The organism is Photobacterium sp. DNB22_13_2 (assembly GCF_052873915.1).
Window position 1 is genome coordinate 535,731 of the sequence record NZ_JBNNXU010000001.1, and the last position, 26,350, is coordinate 562,080.

The window sequence follows — 26,350 nt, forward strand, 5'->3', positions numbered from 1 at the left end:
TTATGCTTCAACCTGACGCGATACCACATTCTGCGGTGCATCGTTAGTTTCAAAGTGGTAGCGGCCAGTTTTCAGGCTACTAGGACCTAGACGAGCAAACTTGATCATCAGGTACAGTTCAGCAATCAGGAACACTGTGTACAGTGCGATAATTGCCAGTAAAGAAGTAATGATGTCTGAAGGCGTCAGATTAGACACCGCCATCGACACTGGTAGAATTTCACCCACCGCCCATGGCTGACGACCGTACTCAGCAACGAACCAACCAGCTTCAATTGCAATCCATGGTAGAGGTAAACCAAATAGTGCCGCTTTCAGTACCCACTTGTTTTCAGTGATCTTGTGACGACAAGACTGAACAAATGCCGCACCAATGATACCCAGCATCAAGAAACCACAAGCAACCATGATGCGGAAACTCCAGAACAAAGGCCATACCGTTGGAATAGAGTCATCTGCAGCTCGTGCAATATCTTCGTCAGTTGCATCGACAACATTGTCCGCGTAAGGTTTGACCAAATAACCGTAGCCTAGATCGTGTTTAACCTCATCGAATGCTGCGATATTTTCGGGGGTCTTATCACCGGCACGCAATTTTTCCAGCAGGCCGTAAGCAACCATACCGTTACGGATACGCACTTCGTGTTCATCTTTCAGATCACGCAGGCCGGTTACTTCCGTATCGATTGAACGTGTTGCGATAATACCCATTAAGTAAGGGATTTTGATCGCATAATCCGTTTCCATGGTTTCCTGATTTGGAATACCGAACAGCGTGAAGGCAGCAGGCGCTTCTTCTGTGTGCCATTCCGCTTCAATCGCTGCTAGTTTAGTTTTCTGAACGTCACCAAGCTCATAGCCTGATTCATCGCCCAATACGATAACAGATAGGATTGATGCCATACCGAATGCCGCAGCAATCGCGAATGAACGGCGAGCGAAGGCAATATCACGACCTTTAAGCAGGTAGTAAGAACTGATAGCAAGAACGAACATCGCACCGGTTACGTAGCCAGACGCAACAGTGTGAACGAATTTCACCTGTGCAACTGGGTTAAGTACCACTTCTGCAAAGCTTACCATTTCCATACGCATGGTTTCGAAGTTGAACTCTGCACCTACAGGGTTCTGCATCCAACCGTTTGCAACAAGAATCCATAGCGCCGAGAAGTTAGAGCCAAGAGCAACTAGCCAAGTAACAGTAAGGTGCTGACGCTTGGATAGACGATCCCAACCAAAGAAGAACAGGCCAACTAAGGTAGATTCAAGGAAGAAAGCGATAAGCGCTTCGATAGCCAGTGGCGCACCGAAAATATCACCTACGTAGTGAGAGTAATATGCCCAGTTAGTACCAAACTGGAACTCCATGGTAAGACCCGTGGAAACACCCAGGGCAAAGTTAATGGCAAAAAGCTTACCCCAGAACTTGGTCATGTCCTTGTAGATTTGCTTTCCAGTCATTACGTAAACCGACTCCATGATGGCTAGCAAGAAAGCCATGCCGAGAGTCAGTGGGACGAACAAAAAGTGATACATCGCAGTTAATGCGAACTGTAACCGCGATAGTTCGACGATATCAGTGAACATTGAGAACTCCTTCTTTCGTCAGGCTGACTGACGACAGTACAACACAGTGCACTTATGGTTGGGCTTAGCAAAATGTAGCCAAACGTCGTCGCAATTTTGCCACCTTCCTGGTTGCCATCATTTTAATTTTCAACGGCATCCTTGATATGTTGCGACACTGTACCAAATTAGTTAATTTGTTGTTAAGCTACAGCTAATAAAGTCATTGCTAATATTACTGACATTCGCTCTCGGGCTCAATGGATTTATCGCACAATTTGCTTTGATAAATATCAATAAAGACTGTTCATTTATTAATCACACGCACCTTGGTTGACTTAGATCAAAAAATTGAGAGTCGTTCAGGCGTCTGGAAACAAAACAATAAAAGCTGGCTTTTTCAAAACAACAGGCGCTGTATTAATGCTAATTCACATTCTGTTTTAACCCTTCATATCATCGCTGTTTATCCTTAGAAAAAAAACGATTGAAGCTTACATTTTTGGTCAAAAAACCAACTCATCTCGGTTGTCGTTACTGATAGAACAGTGTTTAGAGATCGTAAATCCCATACTAATTAATTAGATTAACTAATCCGAAATTTAAATTTAACTCGCTTTTGGATATATGAAAAATGCCTATAATCAGCTCCAGAAACAGATAAGGCCGCCCAGAGACTAAAAGTCTTCTTTTTGGCGGGTTGTAGGCTGTTTCCCCAACCATGTTGATTTAGATTGAGGAAGTAGATATGGCTCGTATTTTTGAAAAAATCGTTGCACTTTACCAACCAAGCTTTGCTGAGATGTACAAAAGCAGCTGCTAAAAAATGCCCACAAAGCAAACAAGTGCTCAAACAGCTGTTCAGTAGACACTATATTCACTCTGTGGATCTCGCTCGACTTGTCACAGAGTTGTAACCATAGAAACAGAAGTGAAACAAAAAACAGTTGTGCTAGGTGTAAAAAAACAAAAACGAGGCCATATGGCCTCGTTTTTCTTTCCAGTAAATTTAACGCTTTATTCAAACAGGCGGCGGTGCACTTTCACCACCGCCTTTTTAATGGCTGTAGGTGTTTGCACCTCACATCCCGGCTTATGGGGCTGGTTTGGCAAAAAAATCGCAAACATTCCCGGCTCCATCACCACTTCAGATTCCATATTTAACTGCCCAGCTAACCAATAGTCATTCTCTGCATCATAGGTTTTCTCAACCGTATGGCTATCATTTGCTAAGGCAAAGCCTATACGTTCCTCACCAGTGATCAGATATTGGATATCCAAATACTCTCGATGGACTTCATGTAACTTGCTGTTTGCGCAAGCCGTGTCAAATTCCATCACATTAACAAAAATATTGTCCCCGTCGATATCATGGCGGCCGACGGATAGTTCCGCCATATTTGTCTCAGACAAAAAAGCCAAGCTTCGGTGCACTGCTGCAGGAAGATAGGAATAAGTCTCTAGCTGTTCAATATGACCAACAATCATAAGTTCTCTCGTCATAAAATAAGGCCCGGCCTATATGGCACGGACCTTAAAGGGGGAATAGATTTTTTCGTTTTAGATTAGGGTTAGATAGTCAGCGCTTTAACTTCTTCATCGCTGTGGCTATTTTTGAACAGTGGAGCAGTGATAAAGCCCACCAGAACCACAACCAAAGTACCAATGACGCCATAGAAGAAGAAGTTCAAGTCGGTGCTTGCACGCACCCACAAGATTGCAGCAACTGCGGTAACGACACCCAGCAAAGCGCTGTTCGCATTAGCACGGCGGACAAACACACCCAGCATGAACAAGCCAGTCATTGGGCCCCCCATCAAGCCAATCAAGCTGTTGAAGGCATCCCACAGCTCACTTTCGTTCGACATGATGAGGTAGGTAGAAGCAATCACACCAAACACACCGGCAGCAACAGTCACTAAGCGGCCGACTTTCAGTTTTTGCTCAGGCGTTTTCTCACTGCTGAATCGAGCATAGATATCTGAAGTAAAGCAAGCAGAAATACTGTTGAGGCTACTTGAGATGCTTGATTGCGACGCCGCGAAAATAGCAGCAATGATCAAACCTGCAATACCCGCTGGCATCTGGGATATAACAAAGAATGGCAAGATCCCACCGGTGTTGAAGTTCTCAGGCATTAATTCAGGATGCTGAGTATAGTAAGCGTAAAGCGCAGCCCCGACAGCGAAGAAGAATACAGGGATACACGCAACCAACTTGGCATTGGTCACCAGGGCTTTCTTCGTTTCCTCAACCGAATCCGTCACAATATAGCGCTGCACAACATCTTGGCTAGCCGTAAACTGCTGCAAGCTAGCAAATAGGAAACCAATCATCAAAACAGGTACGGTGCTTTCAGACCAACTCCAAGCCATTTTGTCTGCCGGGAAGTATTTATCCGCTTCAGCTGACAGGCGGAAAATCTCGGTCATACCACCATCGACGTTGAAACAAATCATCACAAAGATCATCACAGCAGCGACAGAGAGCATGACGCCCTGAATCACATCCGTCCAGATCACCCCTTCGATACCGCCCATGAAGGTATAGACAATACACAGCACACCGATCAAAAACACAATGGTCAACGGATTAATATCGATGAACGGCATCAGTGCCAGTGCTGTCAGATAAGTGATAATCGCAATACGACCTATATGGAAGAGCATAAACGATAGGCTGGCAAATAACCGCATCCGGACATCGAAGCGCTTTTCCAAATATTCGTAGGCTGACGTCAAATTCAGCTTACGGAAAAAGGGAATGTAGTAAATGAAGACAAACGGCAGAATAATAATCGCAATATACTGCCCTAGTAGGAATGTCCAATCCTCGGTATAAGCTTTGGCCGGGATAGACATAAAGGTAATCGAGCTTAGCGTGGTAGCAAAAACGCTGATCCCCGCCGCCCAGCCTGGAATTCGTCCACCCGCTTTAAAGTAATCGTCTGCAGACTTCTGCCGCTTGGCAAAGTACATTCCCACCATCATGATTGCCGCCAAATAGACGATCAGGACGATATAGTTCAGGGTTCCAAAAGCATGCATTTCCATGCGCTAGCTCCTCTCAAGAGTGTAGGTTGAGATAAAATGTCTATATGTTTTTATGTTTAGCTGCAGGCTTGTGCCCACAGGGCGACACCGATCAGTCCTGCATCGGTTCCGCATTTAGCTGGTACTAATTTGGGTTGGTAGATAGCTGGCATTGTATTTAACACTGCTTGCACTAACTCAAGATATTGGTCTGCTAAACCAACTCCCCCGCCGATCACAACGGCATCTAGATCATTGGTGATAGTTAAATCCGCCACCAACTGGGCAATGGCTTTTGCAGAGCGGGTAACGATTTCCTGGGCATTAGGATCACCCGCCAAAAAACGTTGGTATACGTCCCGGCCGCTACAGCCAGCTCCGAAGAATTCACTCCCCTGCAGGCCAATAGCCGTACCCGAAGCAATCGCCTCCACACAGCCAGTCCGGCCACAGCCACACACCGGACCCGCGGGATCGGCAAGGGTATGGCCTGCGTGCCCTGCAATACCACGCGGGCCGATTTGTAATTGACCGTCCAAGACAAGGCCTGCACCGACTCCCGTCGAGACGGTAATGAACGCCATATTGGAATAGTGCCCGGAAGCAGCCTTAAATTCAGCCCATGCCGCCGCCTGTGCATCATTAATCACCAAGGTGTTCAGCCCGGTAATGGCCTCAACCTCAGCTTGAAGCGGGAACTGATCCAACCCACCCAGATTTAATGGGTTGAGCGCAGTCAAATGCCCGTTTTGTATGATCCCGGTAGAAGCGACCACCACTTGGTCAGCCAGTCCTTGAAAAGGAGTAAGTAAAGTGGCCAGGTTATCTCTCAGTACCTGCGGAGACCTATCCGACTGGGTATCAATTTGCCGGTGACCGCTGGCCACACCATTGGTGACCAATGCAGCAGCTAACTTCGTGCCACCAAGGTCAACAGCTAAGTAGGTCGTCATACAATGGCCTCTTTCTCCGGTAAACAAGCTTGTGAGACTTCGTAACCAAACCACTGGCAAATGTGTTCAATACGGGTGATCGCAGAGCCGACTGTCACACACGATGCACCGGCTTCAATAGCCTGGCGGGCAAGCAGTGGCGAGTTGTAACGCCCTTCAGCCATAACAAAACAGCCAGCTTGATCCAGTTTTGTCACCAAGGCAAAATCCGGCTCCTTCGGCACCTCGCCGCCGGTATACCCGGACAGTGTAGAACCAATGATCTCAACCCCTAATTGCAGACTGGCGATCCCTTCCTCATACGTAGCGCAGTCAGCCATTGCCAGACACCCCAACTCTTTAATCGCCGTCACCAGCTCCTCGACTGGTACAGGACGAGAACGTTGTGTTGCATCAATAGCAATAATGTCTGCCCCTGCTTGGGCCAGCGCCTCCACATCTTCAACAAAGGCTGTGATACGGACATCACTGTCTGCCAGATCGCGTTTAACAATCCCGATAATCGGTACCGACACCTTCGGCCTAACAGCTCTAAGGTTGTCAATTCCCTCAATCCTCAATGCGGCCGCACCGCCAGCGACGGAGGCTTGTGCCATCGCTGCAACAATCTCGGGGGCATCCATAGGCCCATCATCCACTGGCTGGCATGAGGCTACAAACCCATGCTTCAGCGTCGCCAGAACAGTATTTTTAACAGTAGAAACTGTCATAAAGCAGAACTCCAAAAAACAATTTAGTGGTGAAGTTTTATTCCAATCTATTTTTTATGGAGCAAAACTTCAACCTGCATTATTCAAAAAGGAGATCAACACCACAATTATTAGCCCAAGGTATAAATACCCCTCGATACCGTACTGAAGTTTCATTAAAGTTCCTCGAAAAATGGAGTAATACTCCACCAGTAAGCTTCATAGACCGTAGCAAAGCCCCTTAAACCGTTTTAATCCCTTTGGATCACAAGAAAGGACGAGGAAGAAAGGATGATGGAAAACAGCAACGCTTCCCAAACACCCTTTGCGCTAACCCACGCAACCGTATTTGATGGCGATACCCTATTAGATAATCAGGCCGTTATTATTCAAGGTGACACTATCGTAAGTGTAGTGCCTATGGCACAAGCCCCTTTGTTACCCCCTTGCTGCATCGATGTCGAAGGGCTACTCATCACGGCAGGTTTTATCGATTTACAGCTTAATGGCTGTGGCGGGGTATTGTTTAATTCTGATCTCAGCCTCGAGACCTTAGTCGTCATGAACCAAACCAACCTGAAATCAGGTACCACTCAGTTCCTGCCGACCTTAATCACCTGCCCGCAGCAACAAATGGCTCAAGCCATCACTTTGGTCGATTCGATCCAGGATCGGAATAACATCGGCGTCCTTGGCCTACACCTAGAAGGTCCGTTTATCAATGTCACAAAGAAAGGGGCCCACCATGCTGACTTTATTCGTCCTTTAGGGCTTGAAGAAGCGAAGCGGCTGGCTGAAAATCAGGATGCCATCAAGATGATCACTCTCGCCCCCGAATGTGTTGAGCAAGCGGCAATTGATGCACTGGCAGAAGCTGGGATTAAAGTGTCTATCGGCCACACCAATGCTACTTACCAGCAACTCAATGACAAACAGGGGTTAACCATGGCAACCCACCTCTACAATGCCATGACCCCACTCGCCTCTCGCGAAGTCGGTGCCGTGGGCTACATCGCCGAACACAAGCCCGCAACCGGAATCATCGTTGATGGTATTCATGCCGCCTATCCAGCAGTACGCATAGCCAAAGCCTTGTTGGGAGAGCAGCTATTCCTCGTCACCGATGCCGTTACCCCTGCAGGTACTAATATGTCGAGCTATGATATGGCTGGCCAACCCGCCTATGTCACCAACGGAAAGTGCCACTACAAAGACGGCACCATTGCAGGCGCTGCCATTACGATGATTGACGGGATAAAAAATCTGGTTGAACACGTTAGTGTCAGCAAGGAAGAGGCCCTGCGCATGGCAAGCCTATATCCAGCTAAAGCGATGGGCATTGATGGGGACTACGGCAGAGTAAAAGCCGGATATAAGGCCAATATCGTCATGCTTGATCCTGCCCTTGATGTAAGAGGGGTGTATCAAATGGGGATAAAGCGTCACTAAAAATCCAAAGCAGTTACATAAGCTCGCTGTATACAAAACAAAAACGGCAAGCCAGAAAGCTTGCCGTATAATGATTGTGAGGCGTTTCTAAAGCTTATGATTCGAGAGCTTGCGTGGTTCGTAGTTTCTTGGCCAGCGCCCCGTCCACATCATCTTTGACGAGCAGGGTATAAACCAGATCAAGCACGAACAACTGGGTGATTTTTGTTCCTATCGAATCGCCTTGAAGCTGGCCCTGGCGGTTACCGTTAAGCAGAACCCAATCGGCGTATTTGCAGATCCCTGATTTAGGGTTATGGGTCAGTGCAACCGTACTCGCTCCGGCTTCTTTTGCCAGCATCAAGGCTTTCGTTGTTTCCAGCGAATTACCAGAATGGCTAATACCAATCGCCAAATCGCCTGGCTGCAGCAGTGATGCTTTCATATACATAAAGTGGTTATTGGTTAGCGCATCGACATTATAGCCAACGCGCATAAACTTGTTCTTGGCATCTTCTGCGGTGATCCCCGATGAGCCGACACCGAAGAAATACACCGCTCGGGCATCGCTTATCTGCTGAGCGACATCTTCCAATGCCTCAAAGTTCAGCAGGTTTAATGTCTCAGCAAGCACATTGTGGATCGTCTGCTGCAGCTTCTGGCCAATCAGTTCTGCACCGTCTCCCGCCGTAATATCGGTATCAAGTAGCGACTTGTCACCTTGACTTTGGTTGGACAACTCAATGGCAAGATCCATTTTAAAGTCCTGAAACCCTTTAAAGCCCAACATCCGGCAAAAGCGGATAATTGTCGCTTCCCCAACATTAACAGCTTGAGAGAGCTCAGCGATAGAAAGTTTGGTGACCCCTGCGGGGTTGTCCATCACAAATTCAGAAATACGGCGGGCGGAAGGCGTCATGCTCTCTTGCATGCTTCCCATCATATCGAGCACTTTTCCTGATTTTACCGGTAAGTGATTTGCAACCATTCTTCCATCCTACGGTGCTTGAATGCCAACCTGTATCAATACTTGTTCTGCGACTCATTCAGGTTGGACTAACTCATTTATTTGTATCGATTCTCCCATTAAAAAAGCTTTTTGTGAAGTAAAGCTCCATCGATATGGGGTCTTTAATGTCAAGCTGAAGCCATGCAGCTACAATCTACTTAGGATGATACCTTCATCACAATTTCGGTGTGTCGGACATTTTTCCTGATTATATCGATTGCTAAATGAAGCTTTACTCCATAGGATAACAATCAAACTCCACTATCAATATTATTTTTGAAGTATAACTTCACAGGTGTTTGAACTATGCAAAAACTAACCGGGCTAATCGCCGCTCCACATACTCCATTCTCAGCGAATGGCGACGTCAACTTCGCTGCTATTGACCAGATTGCAGCCCACCTGATCCAAGATGGCGTCCAAGGTGCATACATCTGTGGCACAACAGGTGAAGGTATCCACTGCTCTGTTGAAGAGCGCAAAGCGATTGCCGAGCGTTGGGTTTCAGCTGCAAACGGCAAGCTGAAACTCATTGTTCACACCGGCGCACTTAGCATCGTTGATACACTAGAGCTAACCCGCCATGCTGACACCTTGGACATCCTCGCCACATCAGCAATCGGCCCATGCTTCTTCAAGCCGGGCTCTGTTGCCGATCTGGTTGATTACTGCGCAACTGTTGCAGCCGCAGCACCGTCAAAAGGCTTCTATTACTACCACTCAGGCATGTCTGGTGTGAATCTCGATATGGAACAGTTTCTGATCCAAGCTGAATCACGTATTCCGAACTTGTCCGGGCTGAAGTTCAACAGTGGTGACCTATACGAATACCAACGCTGCCTACGTGCTTGCGACGGTAAATTCGATATTCCATTCGGCGTCGATGAACACCTACCAGGTGCACTGGCGGTGGGTGCCACTAGCGCAGTTGGCAGCACCTATAACTACGCAGCTAACCATTTTATCGACATTATTAGTGCGTTTGAGCGTGGCGAACATCAGCAGGTGATCGAAGGAATGGATACCGTCATCGCGCTTATCCGAGTTCTGGTTGAGTATGGCGGTGTCGCAGCAGGTAAAGCGGCAATGGCATTGCATGACATCGATGCCGGTGATCCGCGCCTACCGCTAAAAGCACTAACCCGCGAACAAAAAGACGATGTGATAGCCAAGATGCGAGCAGCTGGTTTTCTGAAAGCTTAAAGCGTTGCGAAGAAATAAATATTAAAAAAGCGAGGCAGTTGCCTCGCTTTTTACAGGTTTATTTAAGAATCGTTTTACTTGGTTTCCGGCACATCAAACCCGAAATGCAAGTAGGCACGGTGGGTGGCAATTCGACCACGCGGCGTGCGTTGCAAGAAGCCTTGCTGGATAAGGTATGGCTCAAGCACATCTTCAATGGTATCACGCTCTTCACCGATAGCCGCCGCAAGGTTGTCCAAACCAACTGGCCCCCCCATGAACTTATCGATAATCGCCATTAGCAACTTACGGTCCATGTAATCAAAACCGCTACTATCGACATCCAGCATGTCCAACGCTTTGGCAGCAACATCCGGACAAATATGACCATTGCCTTTCACTTCGGCATAATCACGTACCCGGCGCAATAATCGGTTGGCAATACGTGGTGTGCCGCGTGCACGCATCGCGACTTCCATCGCACCGGCTTCTTCCATCGATAAATCTAGGCAATTAGCACTACGCTGGACAATACCTTTCAGATCTTCCACCTTGTAGTATTCAAGACGCTGAGTAATACCGAAACGGTCACGAAGCGGTGATGTTAATGAACCGGCACGGGTGGTCGCACCAATCAAAGTAAACGGTGGTAGATCAATCTTAATAGAGCGAGCTGCTGGACCTTCACCGATCATAATATCCAGCTGGTAATCTTCCATCGCCGGATATAGCACTTCTTCGACCTGCGGGCTGAGACGGTGGATCTCATCAATGAACAAGACATCATTTTCTTCGAGGTTGGTCAGCAGTGCCGCCAGATCACCGGCTTTTTCCAATACCGGACCTGACGTAGTACGGATACTCACCCCCATCTCATTGGCAACAATGTTGGCCAAGGTGGTTTTACCCAAACCCGGAGGACCAAAAATCAGCAAGTGATCCAAGGCTTCGTCACGTAGCTTGGCTGCCTGAATAAAGATCTCCATCTGGCCACGAACATGATCCTGCCCCTTGTAGTCTTCGAGCAACTTCGGGCGAATCGCGCGATCAATAATGTCTTCTTCGCGTGTGGTAGGAAAATCATTTGCGACCAATCTGTCTGCTTCTATCATCAAGCTTACCTAAATACCGAAACCTAAAACTAAACAAGCAACCACGAATTACACCATTGAACGCAGGGCGTCACGAATGATCATTTCGCTGGTCATCTCCGGCTTGGCAACCTGAGCAACCACTTTTGATGCTTGCTGAGGTTTGTAACCCAGTGCAACTAGGGCACTGACCGCTTCATCTTCGGCTCGTGCCTGTGATGTCGTATCTTGTACTGGTGCATTCGATGCCGCCGTATCCAGTGCCGGCGTGAACAGATCGCCCTCACCCCAACCTTTGAGACGGTCTTTCATTTCTACGACCAAGCGCTCGGCGGTCTTTTTGCCGACACCAGGGATTTTGACCAAAGTCGTGACATCTTCGTTTTCAACACTCAGGACAAACTGGCTCGCCGTCATTGCCGATAAGATAGCCAAACCCAACTTAGGGCCAACGCCATTGGCTTTGATCACTTCGCGAAACAGATCACGCTCGCTTTTTTTGTTGAAGCCATAAAGCAACTGAGCGTCTTCACGTACCACAAAGTGGGTCGAAACGATCGCTTCCTGACCGACTTCCGGCAGCTCGTAAAAGCAGCTCATCGGCATCTGGACTTCGTAGCCCATGCCGTTCACCTCAAGCAATACTTCAGGTGGTTGTTTTTCAATGATGATTCCACGTAGTCGGCCAATCACAGCAAGATCTCTTTTCTCAATCCACAAAATTGGCTCTAGGATAGTAAAGAGCTGGATGTATATCCAGCTCTTTTTTCACATCCAGTCCCCGTTGGAACGCAAATCCTATGCCATGTGCTGACGCATACCCACCACCTGATTCAGGCTCTCAGCCAGTGAATTCAACCGCTCAACCTGCTCGGCCAACATCGCCCCTTGTGAGGCAACGGCATCTGAAACTTGATTAGTTTCGACCACACTGCTGGCGACAGCCTGGCTGGCTGAAGTCAGCTCCCTGAGCGCTTCAACTTGCTGGCTAATGGTTTCAGCCAACTGGGTAACGTCTACCGAAACACTGCTGACTTGTTCGATGATCCCGCTCAGCTCTGATGTGCTGCTTTCAATAACGGCCTGCCCTTGTGATACCTCTCGACGGCTTCGCTCCAATAAGGCACGGATATCCACCGCCGAGCTGTTACTTTTGGCCGAAAGCTCGCGGACCTGATCAGCCACAACGGCGAATCCCCTGCCCTGCTCACCGGCCCGTGCCGCTTCAATCGCCGCATTCAGAGCCAATAAGTTAGTTTGCTCAGCCACTGAAGTGATCACATCAGCAACCGACATGATCTCATCATTGCTACTCTGGATCCGAGCAATAGCCTCTTTCGAGGCTTGCAGGGAATCGGAACTGGTTTCCGCTTGGCGGTAGATAATATCGCTGCGTTGTTTCAGCTCGGTCACAAATTGATCAGAAGCTTCCATCCCTTGGGTTAAATGTCTGACCTGTTCACTCATTTGCTCTGCGGCACTGGCTTGCGACTCACAGTTGATATTCAAGGTACCCACCTGCTGATGCAATGCTGATGATTGCTGCTCAATCACACCCGAAACCTGGGTTAAGGACTCCGCATTGCCGCTGGCTTTCTCCAACACATTAGATAACTGGCTTTCCCCTTGCTTGGCTTGCTCAGCAATCGCTTCACTGGATTGATGGGCTGACTCTGCCTGCGCTATGGCCAGATCCCGCTGGCGTGATGCCCATGCCTGGGCAATAACAATCACCACCAGAGGCAGCAAGAAGCCTGACCAAGTCTCAATAGCAAGGGATGTAGGGGTAAGCTCAACGTTAGGAAAAACCTGTCCCGACAAGTGGCCATTCACCATCCAGCCGGTCACCAGCACCACCAGCAATGACCATGCGGTTGCCATGAACAGCCTTGCCGAGAGGTAGAAAGCCACAATCAACAGCGGTAACCAGAAAGCCTGCGTCGACTCCACAATACCGCCAGTCTGGTAAATAATATTGACTGCATGGATAACCATGCCGAGAAACCCGACATTCAAAGCCGCTTCGGGCTGCTTGCTAAAGCGAAAGATCACTCCCGCAATGCACTCCATTGTTACCAGCAAAATGGAGGTCATCACCAACGCACTGTGGCCATGATCGACCCACTTGAACAGGCTGTAGATCCCAACAAAGAAAGAGGTTAGCGTAAAAAACAAAAAGGTATCGACGTAGCGCGCGTCTTCGCCTTGCCAACTTGAGGTCGTCGGCATAAACAGCGCTCGCCAAAGTGCCAATGGCGTCATGGAATCCGTTCCTTATTTTATTTGGATTATTGTTATCAGGTATTGTTTCGAGTATTTATGGATTTACTCAGAAGTAGTCACCATCACTGGGTAATATGACCTCTGACCAATATATGCCAATAGACAATATCGTTACATAATAAAAAAGCAGCCAAAGGCTGCTTTTTTGATCAAACACTCATTATGCAAGTAAGATACTAGTGAGATAACGCTTTGTATTCTTGATGATTATCGATAGCGTCCTCGACGGGCCCCACGGGCTTGACCTGCCATGGCGATCAGTGTTTTATGAGTATGGGCATGACAGATCGCCACCGCCAGTGCATCGGCGGCATCGGCCTGGGGTTTACCCGGTAACTTGAGTACCGAGCAGACCATATGCTGGACCTGTGCTTTGTCAGCCCCACCGGTTCCGACTACCGCCTGCTTAATCAAGCGAGCAGCGTATTCACTGACCGGTAAATCAGCATTCACCGCGGCGACGATGGCACTGCCACGAGCTTGTCCTAACTTCAGCGCCGAGCTGGCATTTTTTCCCATGAAGACTTCTTCGATGGCAAAGGCATCAGGCTGGAATTGGGTAATGACCTCACTCACACCGGCATAAATTTGCTTGAGGCGACCCGGAATATCCTCGACAGAAGTACGAATACAACCACTACCGAGGTATTCAAGATGTCGCCCAACCTGACGGATCACACCGTATCCGGTGATCCTTGAGCCGGGGTCGATCCCCAAAATAATAGACATACTTTTCAGGCGTTACAGCAACGCTGCAACCTCATCAGAAATTTCACCGTTATGGTAAACTTCCTGAACATCGTCCAAGTCTTCTAGTGCATCGATCAAGCGAAGTAATTTAGGTGCTGTGTCCGCATCAAGATCAGCTTTTGTTGAAGGAACCAAAGTCACTTCTGCATTTTGTGCTTCAAAACCCGCAGCGTCCAACGCATCTTTTACCGAACCAAACTCAGCTGGCGTCGTAAACACGTCGATAGACCCATCATCATTCGTTTCAACATCGTCAGCACCGCCTTCCAACGCTGCTTCCATAACCGCATCTTCGTCTAGGCCTGCGGCATAAGATATCACACCTTTCTTATCAAACAGGTAGCTAACACTGCCATCGGTGCCGAGATTACCGTTCGCCTTTGAGAATGCATGGCGTACACCTGATACGGTACGGTTGCGGTTGTCAGTCATACACTCAACCATCACCGCAGTACCTGCAGGACCGTAACCTTCATAGATCACGGTTTCCATATTCTCATCACCCTCGCCACCGGCACCGCGGCTAACAGCCCGGTTTACCGTATCACGGGTCATGTTGTTTGATAATGCTTTATCAACGGCTGCACGTAAACGTGGGTTATTGTCAGGTTCGGCGCCGCCTTCTTTTGCAGCAACAACGATTTCACGGATTAGCTTAGTAAAAATTTTACCGCGTTTCGCATCCTGTGCCGCTTTACGGTGTTTGATATTGGCAAATTTACTGTGACCAGCCATTTCATTCTCCGGATTTTAATAGGCATCTATGCCCAAGTTTCACAAACTGTAGGGTTATATACCCAAGTAACCTCAAGAAAGCCTCTTTACGCCTGGGGGTCAGCCCACCCACTCCTTCGTTGAATGAATTGACAACCCTCTGAAGCCTGCACCTTGAAATCACTTGGGTATATAGGTTAGAAAAAAAGACTGGCCTTTCGGCCAGTCTTTTTTGTTCGCTTATTGCTTATTCTTGCTCGGCTTTTTCTTTCTTCGCCAAGTTAACCGCAATCGACAACTCTTCAAGCGCGGCTGGGTTTGCCAGGCTCGGCGCATCTGTCAGTAGACATGATGCCGCTGTTGTTTTAGGGAACGCAATAACATCACGGATATTATCTGTACCACAAAGAAGCATAACTAGACGGTCAAGACCGAATGCAAGGCCGGCGTGTGGTGGCGTACCGTACTTCAATGCTTCAAGTAGGAAACCGAACTTCGCTTTTTGCTCTTCAGCTTCAATACCTAGAATGCTAAATACTGCTGATTGCATGTCTGCATTGTGGATACGAACAGAACCACCGCCGACTTCGTAGCCGTTGATAACCATATCGTAAGCATTTGAGTTAGCCGCTGCAGGATTAGCAGCAAGCTCTTCTGGGCTTACGCCAAGCGGTGAAGTGAACGGGTGGTGCATCGCGTGTAGGTTACCTTCGTCGTCTTCCTCAAACATTGGGAAGTCGATAACCCATAGTGGTTTCCATGCTGACTTATCAGTCAATTCAAGGTCTTCACCTAGTTTAAGACGAAGTGCCCCCATCGCTTCAGTTACAACACGGTTGCTATCTGCACCGAATAGAATGATATCACCCGTTTCAGCTTCAGTGCGATCAAGAATTGCGTTAACAACGTCTTCGTTTAGGAACTTAGCAACAGGAGATTGAACACCTTCTAGGCCCGCAGCACGGTCGTTCACTTTCATCCAAGCTAGGCCTTTCGCACCGTAGATACCTACGAACTTAGTGTATTCGTCGATTTGCTTACGAGACAGTGAAGCGCCACCTGGCACACGAATAACCGCTACACGGCCTTTTTCATCGTTCGCAGGACCAGAGAAGACTTTGAATTCAACATCTTTCAGAATGTCAGCAACATCAACAAGCTCTAGAGGGTTACGTAGATCTGGCTTATCAGAACCAAAACGACGCATCGCTTCTTCAAACTTCATGATTGGAAATGCACCAAGATCTACGTTTAGTAGTTCTTTCCACATTTCAGTGATCATACGCTCAGTCACTTCACGCACTTCAGGTGCAGTTAGGAAAGAGGTTTCGATATCGATTTGAGTAAACTCAGGCTGACGGTCAGCACGTAAATCTTCATCACGGAAACATTTAACGATCTGGTAGTAGCGATCGAAGCCAGACATCATTAGCAGCTGCTTGAATAGCTGTGGTGACTGAGGCAGTGCGTAGAAGCTGCCTTTGTGAACACGGCTCGGTACCAAGTAGTCACGAGCACCTTCCGGTGTCGCTTTAGTCAATACTGGTGTTTCGATATCTAGGAATAGGTTGTCATCAAGGAAACGACGCACAAAACTTGATGCTTTAGCACGTAGCTTGATGCGGTCACTCATTTCTGGACGACGAAGATCAATGTAACGATACTTTAAGCGTTGCTCTTCAGAGTTCGTTTGGTTGAAATCTAGAGGAAGCGCTTCTGAGCGATTGATGATCTCAAGGCCCGTTGCTAGTACTTCAACTTCACCAGTAGCCATGTCTTTGTTTACTTGGCTTTCAGGACGAACACGTACTTCACCAGTAAAACGAATACAGAATTCGTTGCGCAGCTGGTTCGCGACTTCGAATACTTCTTTCATATCCGGATCAACGACTACCTGAACAATACCTTCACGGTCTCGCATATCAACGAAAATTAGACCGCCTAAATCACGGCGACGGTTAACCCAGCCGCATAACTCTACTGTTTGCCCTGCTAGGGACTTGTTCAGGTGACCACAATATTGGGTGCGCATATGAAATTCCCGATCTGTTTACTAACTTTCCTGTGCGTATGGCTGCGCCCGAAGCACCAGCCATACACAAGCTGAATCCTTCCCGGCCAATTTGATTAAACTTAACGCAACAATGGCGCTGAGTCGGACCGAGAGACAAAAATAACGACGCATTATATACCCAAGCGCCTTCAACATACATGATCAGCGAGAATTAATTGGCAAACAACCACAACAGCGAACCATTGAGCTGGCAGCTACTCTCAGGCATAGCACTTTGTATTTTGAAAATACTAGGGGAATAAAGCGAAATACCACTTTAGGGAAAAGTACCTAAGAAGATCAAGGAAAAACCCATTTTCGGTGACCTAAAAGATTGACCTAGCACTAAAAGCCTTTGCACAATGGGCGCTACATCTCAGTTTGGAAGCCTTGCTATGCCGTCAACTCAAGCCAACCTCCCTATTCGCCTTGGCCTTGCCATGTGGTCTCACAACCATTGGCAACAGAGCCTATACGGTAGTGGTTGCAAAGCAGGCGAGCGACTCGCGAAGTATGCCGAGGTTTTTCACACGGTCGAGGGTAACACCACCTTCTATGCCACACCCGGGATCCCCACGGTAAAGAAATGGCATCAAGCCACCAGCGATCACTTCCGCTTTACCTTCAAACTGCCCCAAGCCATTACCCATCAGAACCAATTAGTACACTGCGATCAGCTGCTGGCTGACTTCTTTACCACTATGGCACCACTCGAAGGCAAGGTAGGCTTATGGAAAATCCAGCTACCGGCACAGTTTGGTCCTGCCGCCCTGCCTGCGCTGGAAAAATTTCTTAAAAGGTTGCCAAGTCATTACCCTACTGGTGTCGAAGTACGCCATCCGGCTTTTTTTGCCAAAGGCGAGGAAGAAAAGCAGCTCAATCGCTTGTTAGTCGAACACGGAGCCAACCGCATAATCATGGACAGCCGCCCTGTGTTCGCTGCACCACCCAACACAGAGGCAGTGATTGATGCCCACCAAAAAAAACCCAAGGTGCCAGTGCATGCCATAGCAACCGCTGACTATCCGATGATCCGCTTTATCGGCCATCCCGACGATGCCAGCAACGATGCTTTTTTTGCCAACTGGCTGGTTCGCCTGCCCCAATGGCTACGAGACGGCAAACAGCCTTACCTGTTCATCCACACCCCAGACAACAACCGCGCCCCAGAGTTAGCGACTAGGCTCTATCGCTTGCTGCAGCAAAAAGCCGCAGACGCTAACTTGCCCGCAGTCGAACTCCCGAAAGCCGAGCCGGATCCGCAAATAACGTTACTGTAAGCTCCTAAAGCTAGATTCTGGGTTCTCATGATATAAAAAACACCCCGCAGGCTTAAACTACGGGGTGTTGTCATTTTGCAGCGACAGCGTGTTGCTATTACTGCAAAATTTCTCCGTTGTACTCACCGTTCAACGTTTCCAGATAAGCGGTGATCTTGCCAATTTCTGATTCACTTAGTGTTACGCCTACTTGGTAGTACGCCATTTTGCCAACGGCATCTGCCAGCGTCTCTACGCTACCATCATGGAAATACGGTGCGGTCAGGGCAACATTACGCAAAGTTGGTACCTTGAAGCGATGCATGTCATTAGCTTCGCCGGTTGCATTGAAGCGGCCATTATCCACCTCGGTAACATTACCGCGATCGGCAAAGTAGTCTTTCTTCAGGCCCATAACCTCAAAGCTCTGACCCCCCATAGCTTCACCAACATGACAGGTGCTGCATTTGTACTGCTTAAACAGCGCATAGCCTTCTTGCTCGTCGTCAGTTAGCGCTTCGTGGTTACCACGCAAAAACTGATCAAAGCGGCTGTTCGGAGTCACCAACGTCTTCTCAAACTCAGCAATGGCATCTGTGATACTGTGCTCGGTGATCCCTCCGGTATAAATCGCAGCAAACGCCGCATTCATTTCTTCGTCTACCACCAGCTTATCGATGATCTGATCCCACGATTCTGATGCCATCTCCAATGGGTTCAACGGTGGACCGCCAGCCTGCGCTTGCAGATCATGCGCGCGACCATCCCAGAACTGATGAGTATTGAATACCGAGTTAAATACTGTTGGCGCATTGATTGGGCCAATCGCACCATTAACCCCAACAGAGCTAACCAAGCGGTCAACCCCTCCGGTTTCAAGGCCATGGCAACTCGCACAGGACACCGTGTTATCACCAGACAAACGGGTATCGTGATACAACAAATCACCCAACTCGACCTTTGCCATGTCGACATCGAAAGTCGTACGGATAGGCTGCACCACCTCGTATTTAAACTCTTCGGTGATCTTTGCCTGACCCTCATGGTGGCGTAAACGCTCCTGCTTCACCCAGTCTTGAAGCGTTGCGGTTTCTTCCTGGGAGAGTTTCGAACGCCAGTGCATCGTCAAGTACATGGCCGGCGGCATCGAGTTGTCTTCCATCACTGATTCCAGTTTGGCAAGATCAACTTCCGAGATTCGCTCACCCGCTGAAACCTGCGCTATCATGGCTTCGATATTGAAATGGCGCATACCGCGAGTGATATCTGCTTCCATCAACTGCTTGGCAACCGGCAGCTCTCCATAAAATGGCATCTCACTGTCGCTGGTGTGGCAGTACGAACAGCCATTCTTATTCAGTACATCAAAAGCGGCGTACGACAGCGGATCAACAGCTTGTTCCGAAACTTGATGGTATCTGCTGGCGGCAAGTTGCTGATCTGATTTATCAACCACATAGACAGAGGCTAGATAACCAGCAAGGCCAACACCAACCGCATAATATAATTTACGCATTTACTACTCCCCTAAAATTGCGGGGAAGATAAAAGTAACCGCCATCCTTTACCAATTGAAAAAAGCGAAATGGCTAATTGATTTATCCGATAAAACATTAACTTAACATCTATCAATCATATAATAAGCAGTTAAGTGCACTTGCAGTGCCGAAATTGTTATTAATCTACAGCTTCGCAACAAATATTTTGTTACAGCTTTACTTGGTGGGATGAGGGAGAGTAGAGAGGCCAAACATTGCAGTGGATTCTATCGAACTATCGCAAAAGGTCTAGGCTACGGGCAAAATCTATAAAGACAAATGCGCTCATTTTCACTACAATACGCGACCTTTCAGCGGTGATGGATCACCCCAGTATGGAGATTGGCGCCAAAGGCGTGAAAAAGTTCATACTTATCATTTGGGATTTCTGTTTTTTTGTATAGATGAGGCTCGTGAAGATGGCCGGTCACGACAATATTTTTTCTGCACCGATAGATAAAATCGGTGATTTTACGTTTGACGAACGCGTCGCTGAAGTTTTCCCGGATATGATCCAGCGCTCGGTACCGGGTTACAGCAATATCATTTCAGCGATAGGTATGCTGGCTGAACGCTTCGCCAAGCCGCATTCGAAAGTGTACGATTTGGGCTGTTCGCTAGGAGCGGCAACCTTGTCAATGCGCCGCCATATTCAGCAAGAAGGGTGTGAAATCATTGCCGTGGATAATTCCAGTGCCATGGTTGAACGTTGCCGTTTGCATATTAACGCCTACCGCTCTGACACCCCGGTGCAAGTAGTGGAAGCTGATATCCGCAACATCGATATCAACGATGCTTCTGTCGTGGTGCTGAACTTCACCCTTCAGTTTCTGGTTCCAGAAGATCGTCAAACCTTGCTTGAAAAAATTTATGCCGGCCTGCGCCCGGGAGGGATATTGATCCTTTCGGAAAAATATATCTTCGACGATGAGCGTGCCCACGAGCTACTTATCGACCTGCATCACGACTTCAAACGTGCCAATGGCTATAGCGAGCTGGAAATCAGCCAAAAGCGCAGTGCCATTGAAAACGTCATGCTGCCAGACAGCATTGATACCCATAAGCAGCGCTTTGAAAAGATTGGCTTCACTAGCTCAGAAGTCTGGTTCCAATGTTTCAACTTCGGCTCGATGTTCGCCATAAAATAAGGTTTCTATTGTCTATGTTTACTTTTGCTGAGTTTTACCAGCTCCTTGCCCAGCATGAAACACTGCGCCCATGGCTTAACACCCTGCCAAAACAGCTGAGTGACTGGGAAGAGCAAGCCCATGGTGACATGGGTCGCTGGATGCGTGCTCTGAAGAAATTCCCAACTGACAAGCCGGATATCATCGACTTGAAAAATGCGGTCAGTGTTCGTAATGAAACCGCTATTGTCGATGGCGAGCAAAAACGCCTCGAAAGTCTACTGCGCTTGCTACACCCATGGCGTAAAGGCCCTTACGAGATGCACGGTATCCACATCGATACCGAGTGGCGCTCTGATTGGAAGTGGGATCGCGTTCTGCCGCATATTTCGCCGTTAAAAGGCCGTACGGTCTTGGATGTTGGCTGTGGTAACGGTTATCACATGTGGCGCATGCTAGGTGAAGAAGCCAAGCTGACAGTCGGTATCGACCCGTCGAACCTATTTCTGATCCAGTTCGAGGCAATCAAACGCCTGATGGGAATGGACGAACGTGCCTACTTGCTGCCGCTGGGCATTGAGCAGCTACCTGAGCTTAAGGCCTTTGATACCGTGTTCTCGATGGGCGTGCTTTACCACCGCCGCTCGCCATTGGATCATATCATTCAACTGAAGAACCAACTGCGTAAAGACGGTGAGCTGATCCTAGAAACCTTGGTGATCGATGGCGACGAAAACGATGTGTTGGTACCGACCCACCGCTACGCCCAGATGCACAATGTCTACTTCTTCCCGTCAGCCAAGGCGTTGAAGGTGTGGATGGAAAAATGTGGTTTGGTCGATGTGAAAATTGTCGATGAATGCGTCACCTCCATTGACGAACAACGCTCGACAAGCTGGATGACCAACAATTCCCTACCGGAATATTTGGACCCTGCCGACCCATCAAAAACGGTCGAAGGATACCCCGCACCGAAGCGTGCCGTGCTAATTGCGCGAAATCCTGACTAACTACTGACAAGGGGGTGCTGTTCGCGTCCCCTTTTCTACGCTAAAATACTGCCGCCTAAGAAAAAAGAAGTACCTCCGGGAGATAAAATGCTTCGCCGCTTTGTACCATTACTGACCTTTGCTGTCCTTTCTGGCTGTAGCCTTACCCAGCCACAACAAGATCATGAACAAACTATGCAAGCAATTAATGTCATGGAAGATCGTGTAAATTTCCAGCTTGCAACCATGATCAAACAAATTGATGACCAAAACGCTAATATTGATAAGTTAGAGAAGCAAATATCTACCTTGTCGGAAGACATGAGCCAGCGCTACACTGATTCGACCCTTTTTGCTTTCACGGAAGAGGAAGAAGAGGAAGCGCCAATACCGGTTATCACCGATAACGACCCGCGTATTGCCCACGGAAAAGTGATTCTAGGGGAAGAGGAGTGGGTTTGGCTGGACGCGACCATGAGCTTTTACAAAGCCCGGATTGATACGGGAGCAACGACCTCATCGGTCAGTGCAACCAACGTTCAGATTTTTGAGCGAGATGGCAAAGAGTGGGCTCGCTTCAACATGAACCACACCTCGGATGAAAACCCGAGCGAAGCCGATATCATCGAGGCACCAGTGGTTCGTTGGGTCAAGATCCGCCAAGCCAGTGCTAACGGCGTAAACCGTCGTCCGGTGATAGAAGCATGGGTAAAACTCGGTCAGCTTCATGAAAAAGCACAATTTACGTTGGCAGATCGCACACAAATGACCTATCCAGTATTATTAGGGCGAGAGTTTTTCAAAGACATAGCGCTTGTTGACGTAGGTAAAAAGTTTGTTCAGGGAATGAATGAACAACAAATACAACAAAACTAATAACAAATGATGAGGACGTCATGACATCAAGAATCCCGTTTTATTTTCTTATTACTCTACTCGTCATCGCAGGCGCGGCATTAAGTATGTACCGCCACGATGTCTACGGGGTGCCATGGACGCCAGGTGAAGAACGTGCGCTATGGGAGCTAGAGTCCCGCATTGAGTTTGATGCCATCGGTGATCCAGTCAAAGTCTCCATGGCTGCACCGGAGACCCAGCAAGGGTTTACCCAGATTGATGAGAGTACCTCATCGCCGGGTTATGGCGTTGCTCTCATTGATACGAATAAGGGCCGCCGCGCTGAATGGTCTATCCGCGAAGCAACCGGCAAGCAGATCCTTTATTACAAGACCCAAATGCTGGTCGATGATCAGGCAAGCTTTAATATGGCGCCGCCTAAAGGCGATACCGTTGCGGTTAGCCTTGATAACCCACAGCAAACAGCCGCTAGCGCCCTACTCGACCAAGCTCGCAGCCTGTCTTCCGACAACATCACCCTTACCCGCGAGCTAATTAAGCAATTCAACGACCGCAACAACCAGAATTCAGCCTTGTTGCTCAATAGCCTCAGCCGCGAGCAAGCCATCATCAACCTGCTTTCGCTGGAAAAAATCCACGCCCGTATTGTCGGTGGCTTGCAGTTGGAAGATGGTCGACGTCGCCAAAGCATAACGCCAATGGTAGAGGTGTGGGGTGGCCAGACTTGGGAATTGTTTGACCTTCAAACAGGCCAAGAAGGCAAACCTGACAACATTCTGCTTTGGAACCAGCAAGGACATTCGCTGCTGGATGTGATTGGTGGCCGCAACTCTAACATCAGCTTCTCGATCATTGCCCAGGACATCACACCGCAGCAAGCAACGCGCGAAAAAGTGCAGGCTGAAGACTTACTGAACTTCTCGATACACAGCCTTCCGGTTGAAGAGCAGGCAATGTTCAAGACCATTATGCTGGTGCCAATCGGAGCGCTGATTGTGGTATTCCTGCGGATTATTGTCGGTCTGAAGACCTCAGGTACCTTCATGCCGGTTCTGATCGCAGTAGCCTTTGTCCAGACCCAGCTAGTGACGGGTATTCTTGGCTTCCTGCTGATCGTTGGTACTGGCCTGGTGATCAGGAGTTACCTGTCCAAACTCAACTTACTTCTAGTAGCGAGAATATCCGCGGTGATCATTACGGTTATCATGATTATCTCGGTATTTACCGTTGTCGCCTTCAAGATTGGTTTGGTGGAAGGCCTTACCATTACCTTCTTCCCGATGATCATCCTATCGTGGACCATCGAACGTATGTCTATCCTGTGGGAAGAAGAAGGGGCGAAGGAAGTCCTTGTCCAAGGTGGTGGCTCGCTACTTACCGCTGTATTTGTGTACCTGGCAATGACTAACCCGTTGATCCGCCACCTAACGTTCAACTTTATTGGTATTCAGCTGCTTATTCTGGCACTGATCTTGATGCTAGGTAACTACACTGGCTACCGTTTGAGTGAGCTACGACGCTTCAAGCCACTAGCGGAGGACTAAACTATGTCACTGTTTTCACAGTTTACGTCTCCGTTCAAGCTGCGTGACCGTGGCATCATGGGGATGAATCAGCGCAATCACAGTTACATCGGCCGTTACAACGATCGTAGCCTGTACCCGTTGGTTGACGACAAGTTAAAGACCAAGCTGATCGCCAAGCAGGCCGGAGCCACTGTTCCCGAGCTGATTGGTGTCATTGACAGCCAGGTTTACGTCAAACGCGTCCATGATATGGTCAAAGACTGGCCGGGCTTTGTTATCAAGCCAGCCCAAGGCTCCGGTGGTAAAGGGATCTTGGTTGTGGTCAAGCACAAGGATGGGGTGTACGTAAAACCATCCGGTGCCGAAATTAACAAACAAGATGTCGAGCGACACATCACCAACACCTTGGCGGGACTGTTCTCGCTGGGGGGAAAAAACGATGTGGCGATGGTCGAAAACCTGATCCAGTTTGATGACGTTTTCGATGGCTTTAGCTATGAAGGTGTGCCCGATGTGCGGGTTATCGTTTTCAAGGGCTATCCGGTGATGGCGATGATGCGCTGCTCTACAGCGGCGTCTGATGGCAAAGCCAACTTACACCAAGGCGCAGTCGGTGTGGGTATTGATATCGCCACAGGCAAGGCCATCCGTGCCGTACAGTTCGACCAACCGGTTGAACGACACCCGGATACAGACCGTCTGCTTAGTGAACTAGCAGTACCTAATTGGCTTAAGCTACTCGCCTTGGCCTCCAGTGCCTGGGAAATGACAGGGTTGGGTTACATGGGTACCGATATGGTACTTGATAAAGTCCAAGGGCCAATGGTGCTTGAGCTCAATGCTCGACCGGGACTGGCGATTCAAACGGCCAATGGTGCAGGCCTACTGCCTCGCCTTCGGCATATAGAAAACCTTGGAGTGCCTGCCAAGCCGCCAACACCCGAAGAACGGGTCGCCTATGCGGCCGAACAATTTGGTTCGAAATCAAAGTTCTGACACCCATTTTGTTAATATATATATATGAAGCCCCGGCCTTGTGCTGGGGCTTTTTTCTTTGGCCATCATATGGCAATAATAAGTCTTTCTGACAGCTCAAAGGACTCATGAATGCACTCCGACACTCGGCCACTCGATCCCCTGTTTGATCAACATATCGACCGTACCAGCAGCAATAGTATCAAATGGCAAAAATACCAAGGCCAAGATATTCTGCCAATGTGGGTGGCCGATAGCGACTTCAAGGTACCTCAGGCGATCACCGATGCCCTGCATCAACATGTCGACCATGGTATCTTCGGCTACGGCAGTGCACCAACAACGCTGACCGAGTTGATTGTCGAACGGATGCAACGCCTCTATCAATGGCATATTGAGCCTGAATGGATTGTCTATCTACCGGGGCTGGTTTGCGGTATCAACTTAGCAGTTCGCTCGGTCTGCCAACCAGAACAAGGGGTTGTTTGCCCGAGTCCAATTTATCCGCCATTTAAATCATCGGCCAAACTGGCCAAGCGACCACTGAGCAAATTGCCTGTTACGCTTGAGGATCAACGCTGGTTAATGTCACTAGATGACAGCACCTTATTGTCCGATACGCGGTTGTTGTTATTCTGCAACCCACTCAATCCTGGCGGCACGGTATATCGCAGGAAAGAACTAGAAGCGGTCGCTGACTTTGCTAGGCAACAGGAACTGATTGTCTGCTCCGATGAAATCCACTGTGACTTATTGCTAGCCCCCAATTGCCAGCACATTCCCTTTGCCAGCCTCAATGACGATGCCGCGCAACGTTCCATCACCCTGCTCGCACCAAGCAAAACCTTTAATATCGCTGGGCTCGGAGCCTCGATGGCGATTATTCCCAATTCAAGTTTGCGACGAGAGTTCGTTCGGGCCAAGGCCGGCGTCGTGCCCGACGTCAATGTGCTGGCCTATACCGCCGCAGAAGCCGCCTATTCACTGGGTCAGCCTTGGCTGGAAAAACAACTTGCTTACCTAAGGCGCAACAAAGCCACGGTTGAACAGGCCATCAATAACATGCCCTATCTCACCATAGCCCCTATTGAGGGAACCTACTTGGCATGGATCGATGCAACAGCCTTACCTGTTAGCTCCCCGTTTAAATTTTTCGAGCAAGCCGGTGTGGGGTTATCACCCGGTGCTGATTTCGGCAACCCTGGCTTTGTCAGGCTCAACTTTGGCTGCCGCCATCAAACGTTACTCGAGGCTTTAAAGCGAATGGAACAAGCCGTCACAACATTACAAGAACAGCAAATGGCGAAAGAGTAACCATTCAATTGCCA

The 26,350-nt window shown here is 48.6% G+C and carries 22 protein-coding genes; 9 read left to right on the plus strand and 13 right to left on the minus strand.

Going from position 1 to position 26,350, the window contains the following annotated elements; translation table 11 throughout:
* The 5 genes from cydA to ACVA58_RS02310 form a co-directional block, all read right to left on the minus strand.
* A complete protein-coding gene (gene cydA / locus ACVA58_RS02290; RefSeq protein ID WP_446508833.1) occupies positions 1-1,587 on the minus strand; it encodes a cytochrome ubiquinol oxidase subunit I in 1,587 nt (528 codons plus the stop codon).
* A 996-nt stretch (positions 1,588-2,583) separates the two neighbouring features.
* On the minus strand, positions 2,584-3,069 hold the full coding sequence (nanQ, locus tag ACVA58_RS02295; RefSeq protein ID WP_446508834.1) for an N-acetylneuraminate anomerase: 486 nt from the start codon (positions 3,067-3,069) through the stop codon (positions 2,584-2,586).
* Positions 3,070-3,137: 68 nt separating this feature from the next.
* Positions 3,138-4,619 (minus strand): sodium:solute symporter, encoded by a 1,482-nt coding sequence (locus tag ACVA58_RS02300; RefSeq protein ID WP_446508835.1) that lies wholly within the window; start codon positions 4,617-4,619, stop codon positions 3,138-3,140.
* Between the two features lie 56 nt (positions 4,620-4,675).
* Positions 4,676-5,551 (minus strand): N-acetylmannosamine kinase, encoded by an 876-nt coding sequence (locus tag ACVA58_RS02305; protein WP_446508836.1) that lies wholly within the window; start codon positions 5,549-5,551, stop codon positions 4,676-4,678.
* Complete coding sequence (locus tag ACVA58_RS02310) at positions 5,548-6,261, minus strand: N-acetylmannosamine-6-phosphate 2-epimerase (RefSeq protein WP_446508837.1); 714 nt, start codon at positions 6,259-6,261, stop codon at positions 5,548-5,550. The genes ACVA58_RS02305 and ACVA58_RS02310 overlap by 4 nt, the downstream gene beginning before the upstream one ends.
* Positions 6,262-6,534: 273 nt before the next feature.
* Between ACVA58_RS02310 and nagA the strand changes: the two genes are divergently transcribed.
* Positions 6,535-7,689 (plus strand): N-acetylglucosamine-6-phosphate deacetylase, encoded by a 1,155-nt coding sequence (gene nagA, locus ACVA58_RS02315; RefSeq protein ID WP_446508990.1) that lies wholly within the window; start codon positions 6,535-6,537, stop codon positions 7,687-7,689.
* A 94-nt stretch (positions 7,690-7,783) separates the two neighbouring features.
* Here the strand turns inward: nagA and ACVA58_RS02320 are convergent, their stop codons facing one another.
* On the minus strand, positions 7,784-8,656 hold the full coding sequence (locus ACVA58_RS02320; protein ID WP_446508838.1) for a MurR/RpiR family transcriptional regulator: 873 nt from the start codon (positions 8,654-8,656) through the stop codon (positions 7,784-7,786).
* 327 nt (positions 8,657-8,983) lie between these two features.
* On the opposite strand from ACVA58_RS02320, the gene ACVA58_RS02325 reads away from it, so the two are divergent.
* Positions 8,984-9,880 carry a dihydrodipicolinate synthase family protein gene (locus ACVA58_RS02325; RefSeq protein ID WP_446508839.1) on the plus strand — a complete coding sequence of 299 codons (897 nt, stop codon included), beginning with the start codon at positions 8,984-8,986 and terminating at the stop codon, positions 9,878-9,880.
* A 74-nt stretch (positions 9,881-9,954) separates the two neighbouring features.
* On the opposite strand, the gene ruvB is transcribed toward ACVA58_RS02325, so the two are convergent.
* From ruvB to aspS, 6 genes are all read right to left on the minus strand, one after another.
* The gene (ruvB, locus tag ACVA58_RS02330; RefSeq protein WP_446508840.1) at positions 9,955-10,971 is read right to left on the minus strand and encodes a Holliday junction branch migration DNA helicase RuvB; all 1,017 of its coding nucleotides are present in this window, start codon (positions 10,969-10,971) and stop codon (positions 9,955-9,957) included.
* Between the two features lie 48 nt (positions 10,972-11,019).
* On the minus strand, positions 11,020-11,643 hold the full coding sequence (gene ruvA / locus ACVA58_RS02335) for a Holliday junction branch migration protein RuvA (protein ID WP_446508991.1): 624 nt from the start codon (positions 11,641-11,643) through the stop codon (positions 11,020-11,022).
* A gap of 105 nt (positions 11,644-11,748) precedes the next feature.
* Entirely contained in the window at positions 11,749-13,212 is a 1,464-nt protein-coding gene (locus ACVA58_RS02340) for a methyl-accepting chemotaxis protein (RefSeq protein ID WP_446508841.1), read from the minus strand.
* 228 nt (positions 13,213-13,440) lie between these two features.
* Positions 13,441-13,962 (minus strand): crossover junction endodeoxyribonuclease RuvC, encoded by a 522-nt coding sequence (gene ruvC / locus ACVA58_RS02345; RefSeq protein WP_107350185.1) that lies wholly within the window; start codon positions 13,960-13,962, stop codon positions 13,441-13,443.
* 12 nt (positions 13,963-13,974) lie between these two features.
* Positions 13,975-14,718 carry a YebC/PmpR family DNA-binding transcriptional regulator gene (locus tag ACVA58_RS02350; protein ID WP_446508842.1) on the minus strand — a complete coding sequence of 248 codons (744 nt, stop codon included), beginning with the start codon at positions 14,716-14,718 and terminating at the stop codon, positions 13,975-13,977.
* A gap of 226 nt (positions 14,719-14,944) precedes the next feature.
* On the minus strand, positions 14,945-16,729 hold the full coding sequence (gene aspS, locus ACVA58_RS02355; RefSeq protein WP_446508843.1) for an aspartate--tRNA ligase: 1,785 nt from the start codon (positions 16,727-16,729) through the stop codon (positions 14,945-14,947).
* Positions 16,730-17,145: 416 nt separating this feature from the next.
* On the opposite strand from aspS, the gene ACVA58_RS02360 reads away from it, so the two are divergent.
* Positions 17,146-18,030: a DUF72 domain-containing protein gene (locus tag ACVA58_RS02360; RefSeq protein WP_446508844.1), complete on the plus strand. Its 885-nt coding sequence runs from the start codon at positions 17,146-17,148 to the stop codon at positions 18,028-18,030.
* A gap of 97 nt (positions 18,031-18,127) precedes the next feature.
* On the opposite strand, the gene ACVA58_RS02365 is transcribed toward ACVA58_RS02360, so the two are convergent.
* Complete coding sequence (locus tag ACVA58_RS02365; RefSeq protein ID WP_446508845.1) at positions 18,128-19,525, minus strand: cytochrome-c peroxidase; 1,398 nt, start codon at positions 19,523-19,525, stop codon at positions 18,128-18,130.
* A gap of 441 nt (positions 19,526-19,966) precedes the next feature.
* On the opposite strand from ACVA58_RS02365, the gene cmoA reads away from it, so the two are divergent.
* From cmoA to ACVA58_RS02395, 6 genes are all read left to right on the plus strand, one after another.
* Complete coding sequence (gene cmoA / locus ACVA58_RS02370) at positions 19,967-20,695, plus strand: carboxy-S-adenosyl-L-methionine synthase CmoA (RefSeq protein WP_255040092.1); 729 nt, start codon at positions 19,967-19,969, stop codon at positions 20,693-20,695.
* A gap of 14 nt (positions 20,696-20,709) precedes the next feature.
* Positions 20,710-21,684, plus strand: coding sequence for a tRNA 5-methoxyuridine(34)/uridine 5-oxyacetic acid(34) synthase CmoB (gene cmoB, locus ACVA58_RS02375; RefSeq protein ID WP_446508846.1), 975 nt, complete (start codon positions 20,710-20,712; stop codon positions 21,682-21,684).
* Between the two features lie 87 nt (positions 21,685-21,771).
* Positions 21,772-22,539, plus strand: a complete 768-nt coding sequence (locus ACVA58_RS02380) for an ATP-dependent zinc protease family protein (RefSeq protein WP_446508847.1) — start codon at positions 21,772-21,774, stop codon at positions 22,537-22,539.
* 20 nt (positions 22,540-22,559) lie between these two features.
* Positions 22,560-24,065: an inactive transglutaminase family protein gene (locus tag ACVA58_RS02385; protein ID WP_446508848.1), complete on the plus strand. Its 1,506-nt coding sequence runs from the start codon at positions 22,560-22,562 to the stop codon at positions 24,063-24,065.
* A gap of 9 nt (positions 24,066-24,074) precedes the next feature.
* Entirely contained in the window at positions 24,075-25,043 is a 969-nt protein-coding gene (locus tag ACVA58_RS02390) for an alpha-L-glutamate ligase-like protein (RefSeq protein WP_446508992.1), read from the plus strand.
* Between the two features lie 111 nt (positions 25,044-25,154).
* Positions 25,155-26,336 (plus strand): MalY/PatB family protein, encoded by a 1,182-nt coding sequence (locus ACVA58_RS02395; RefSeq protein ID WP_446508849.1) that lies wholly within the window; start codon positions 25,155-25,157, stop codon positions 26,334-26,336.
* Positions 26,337-26,350: the final 14 nt, after the last annotated feature.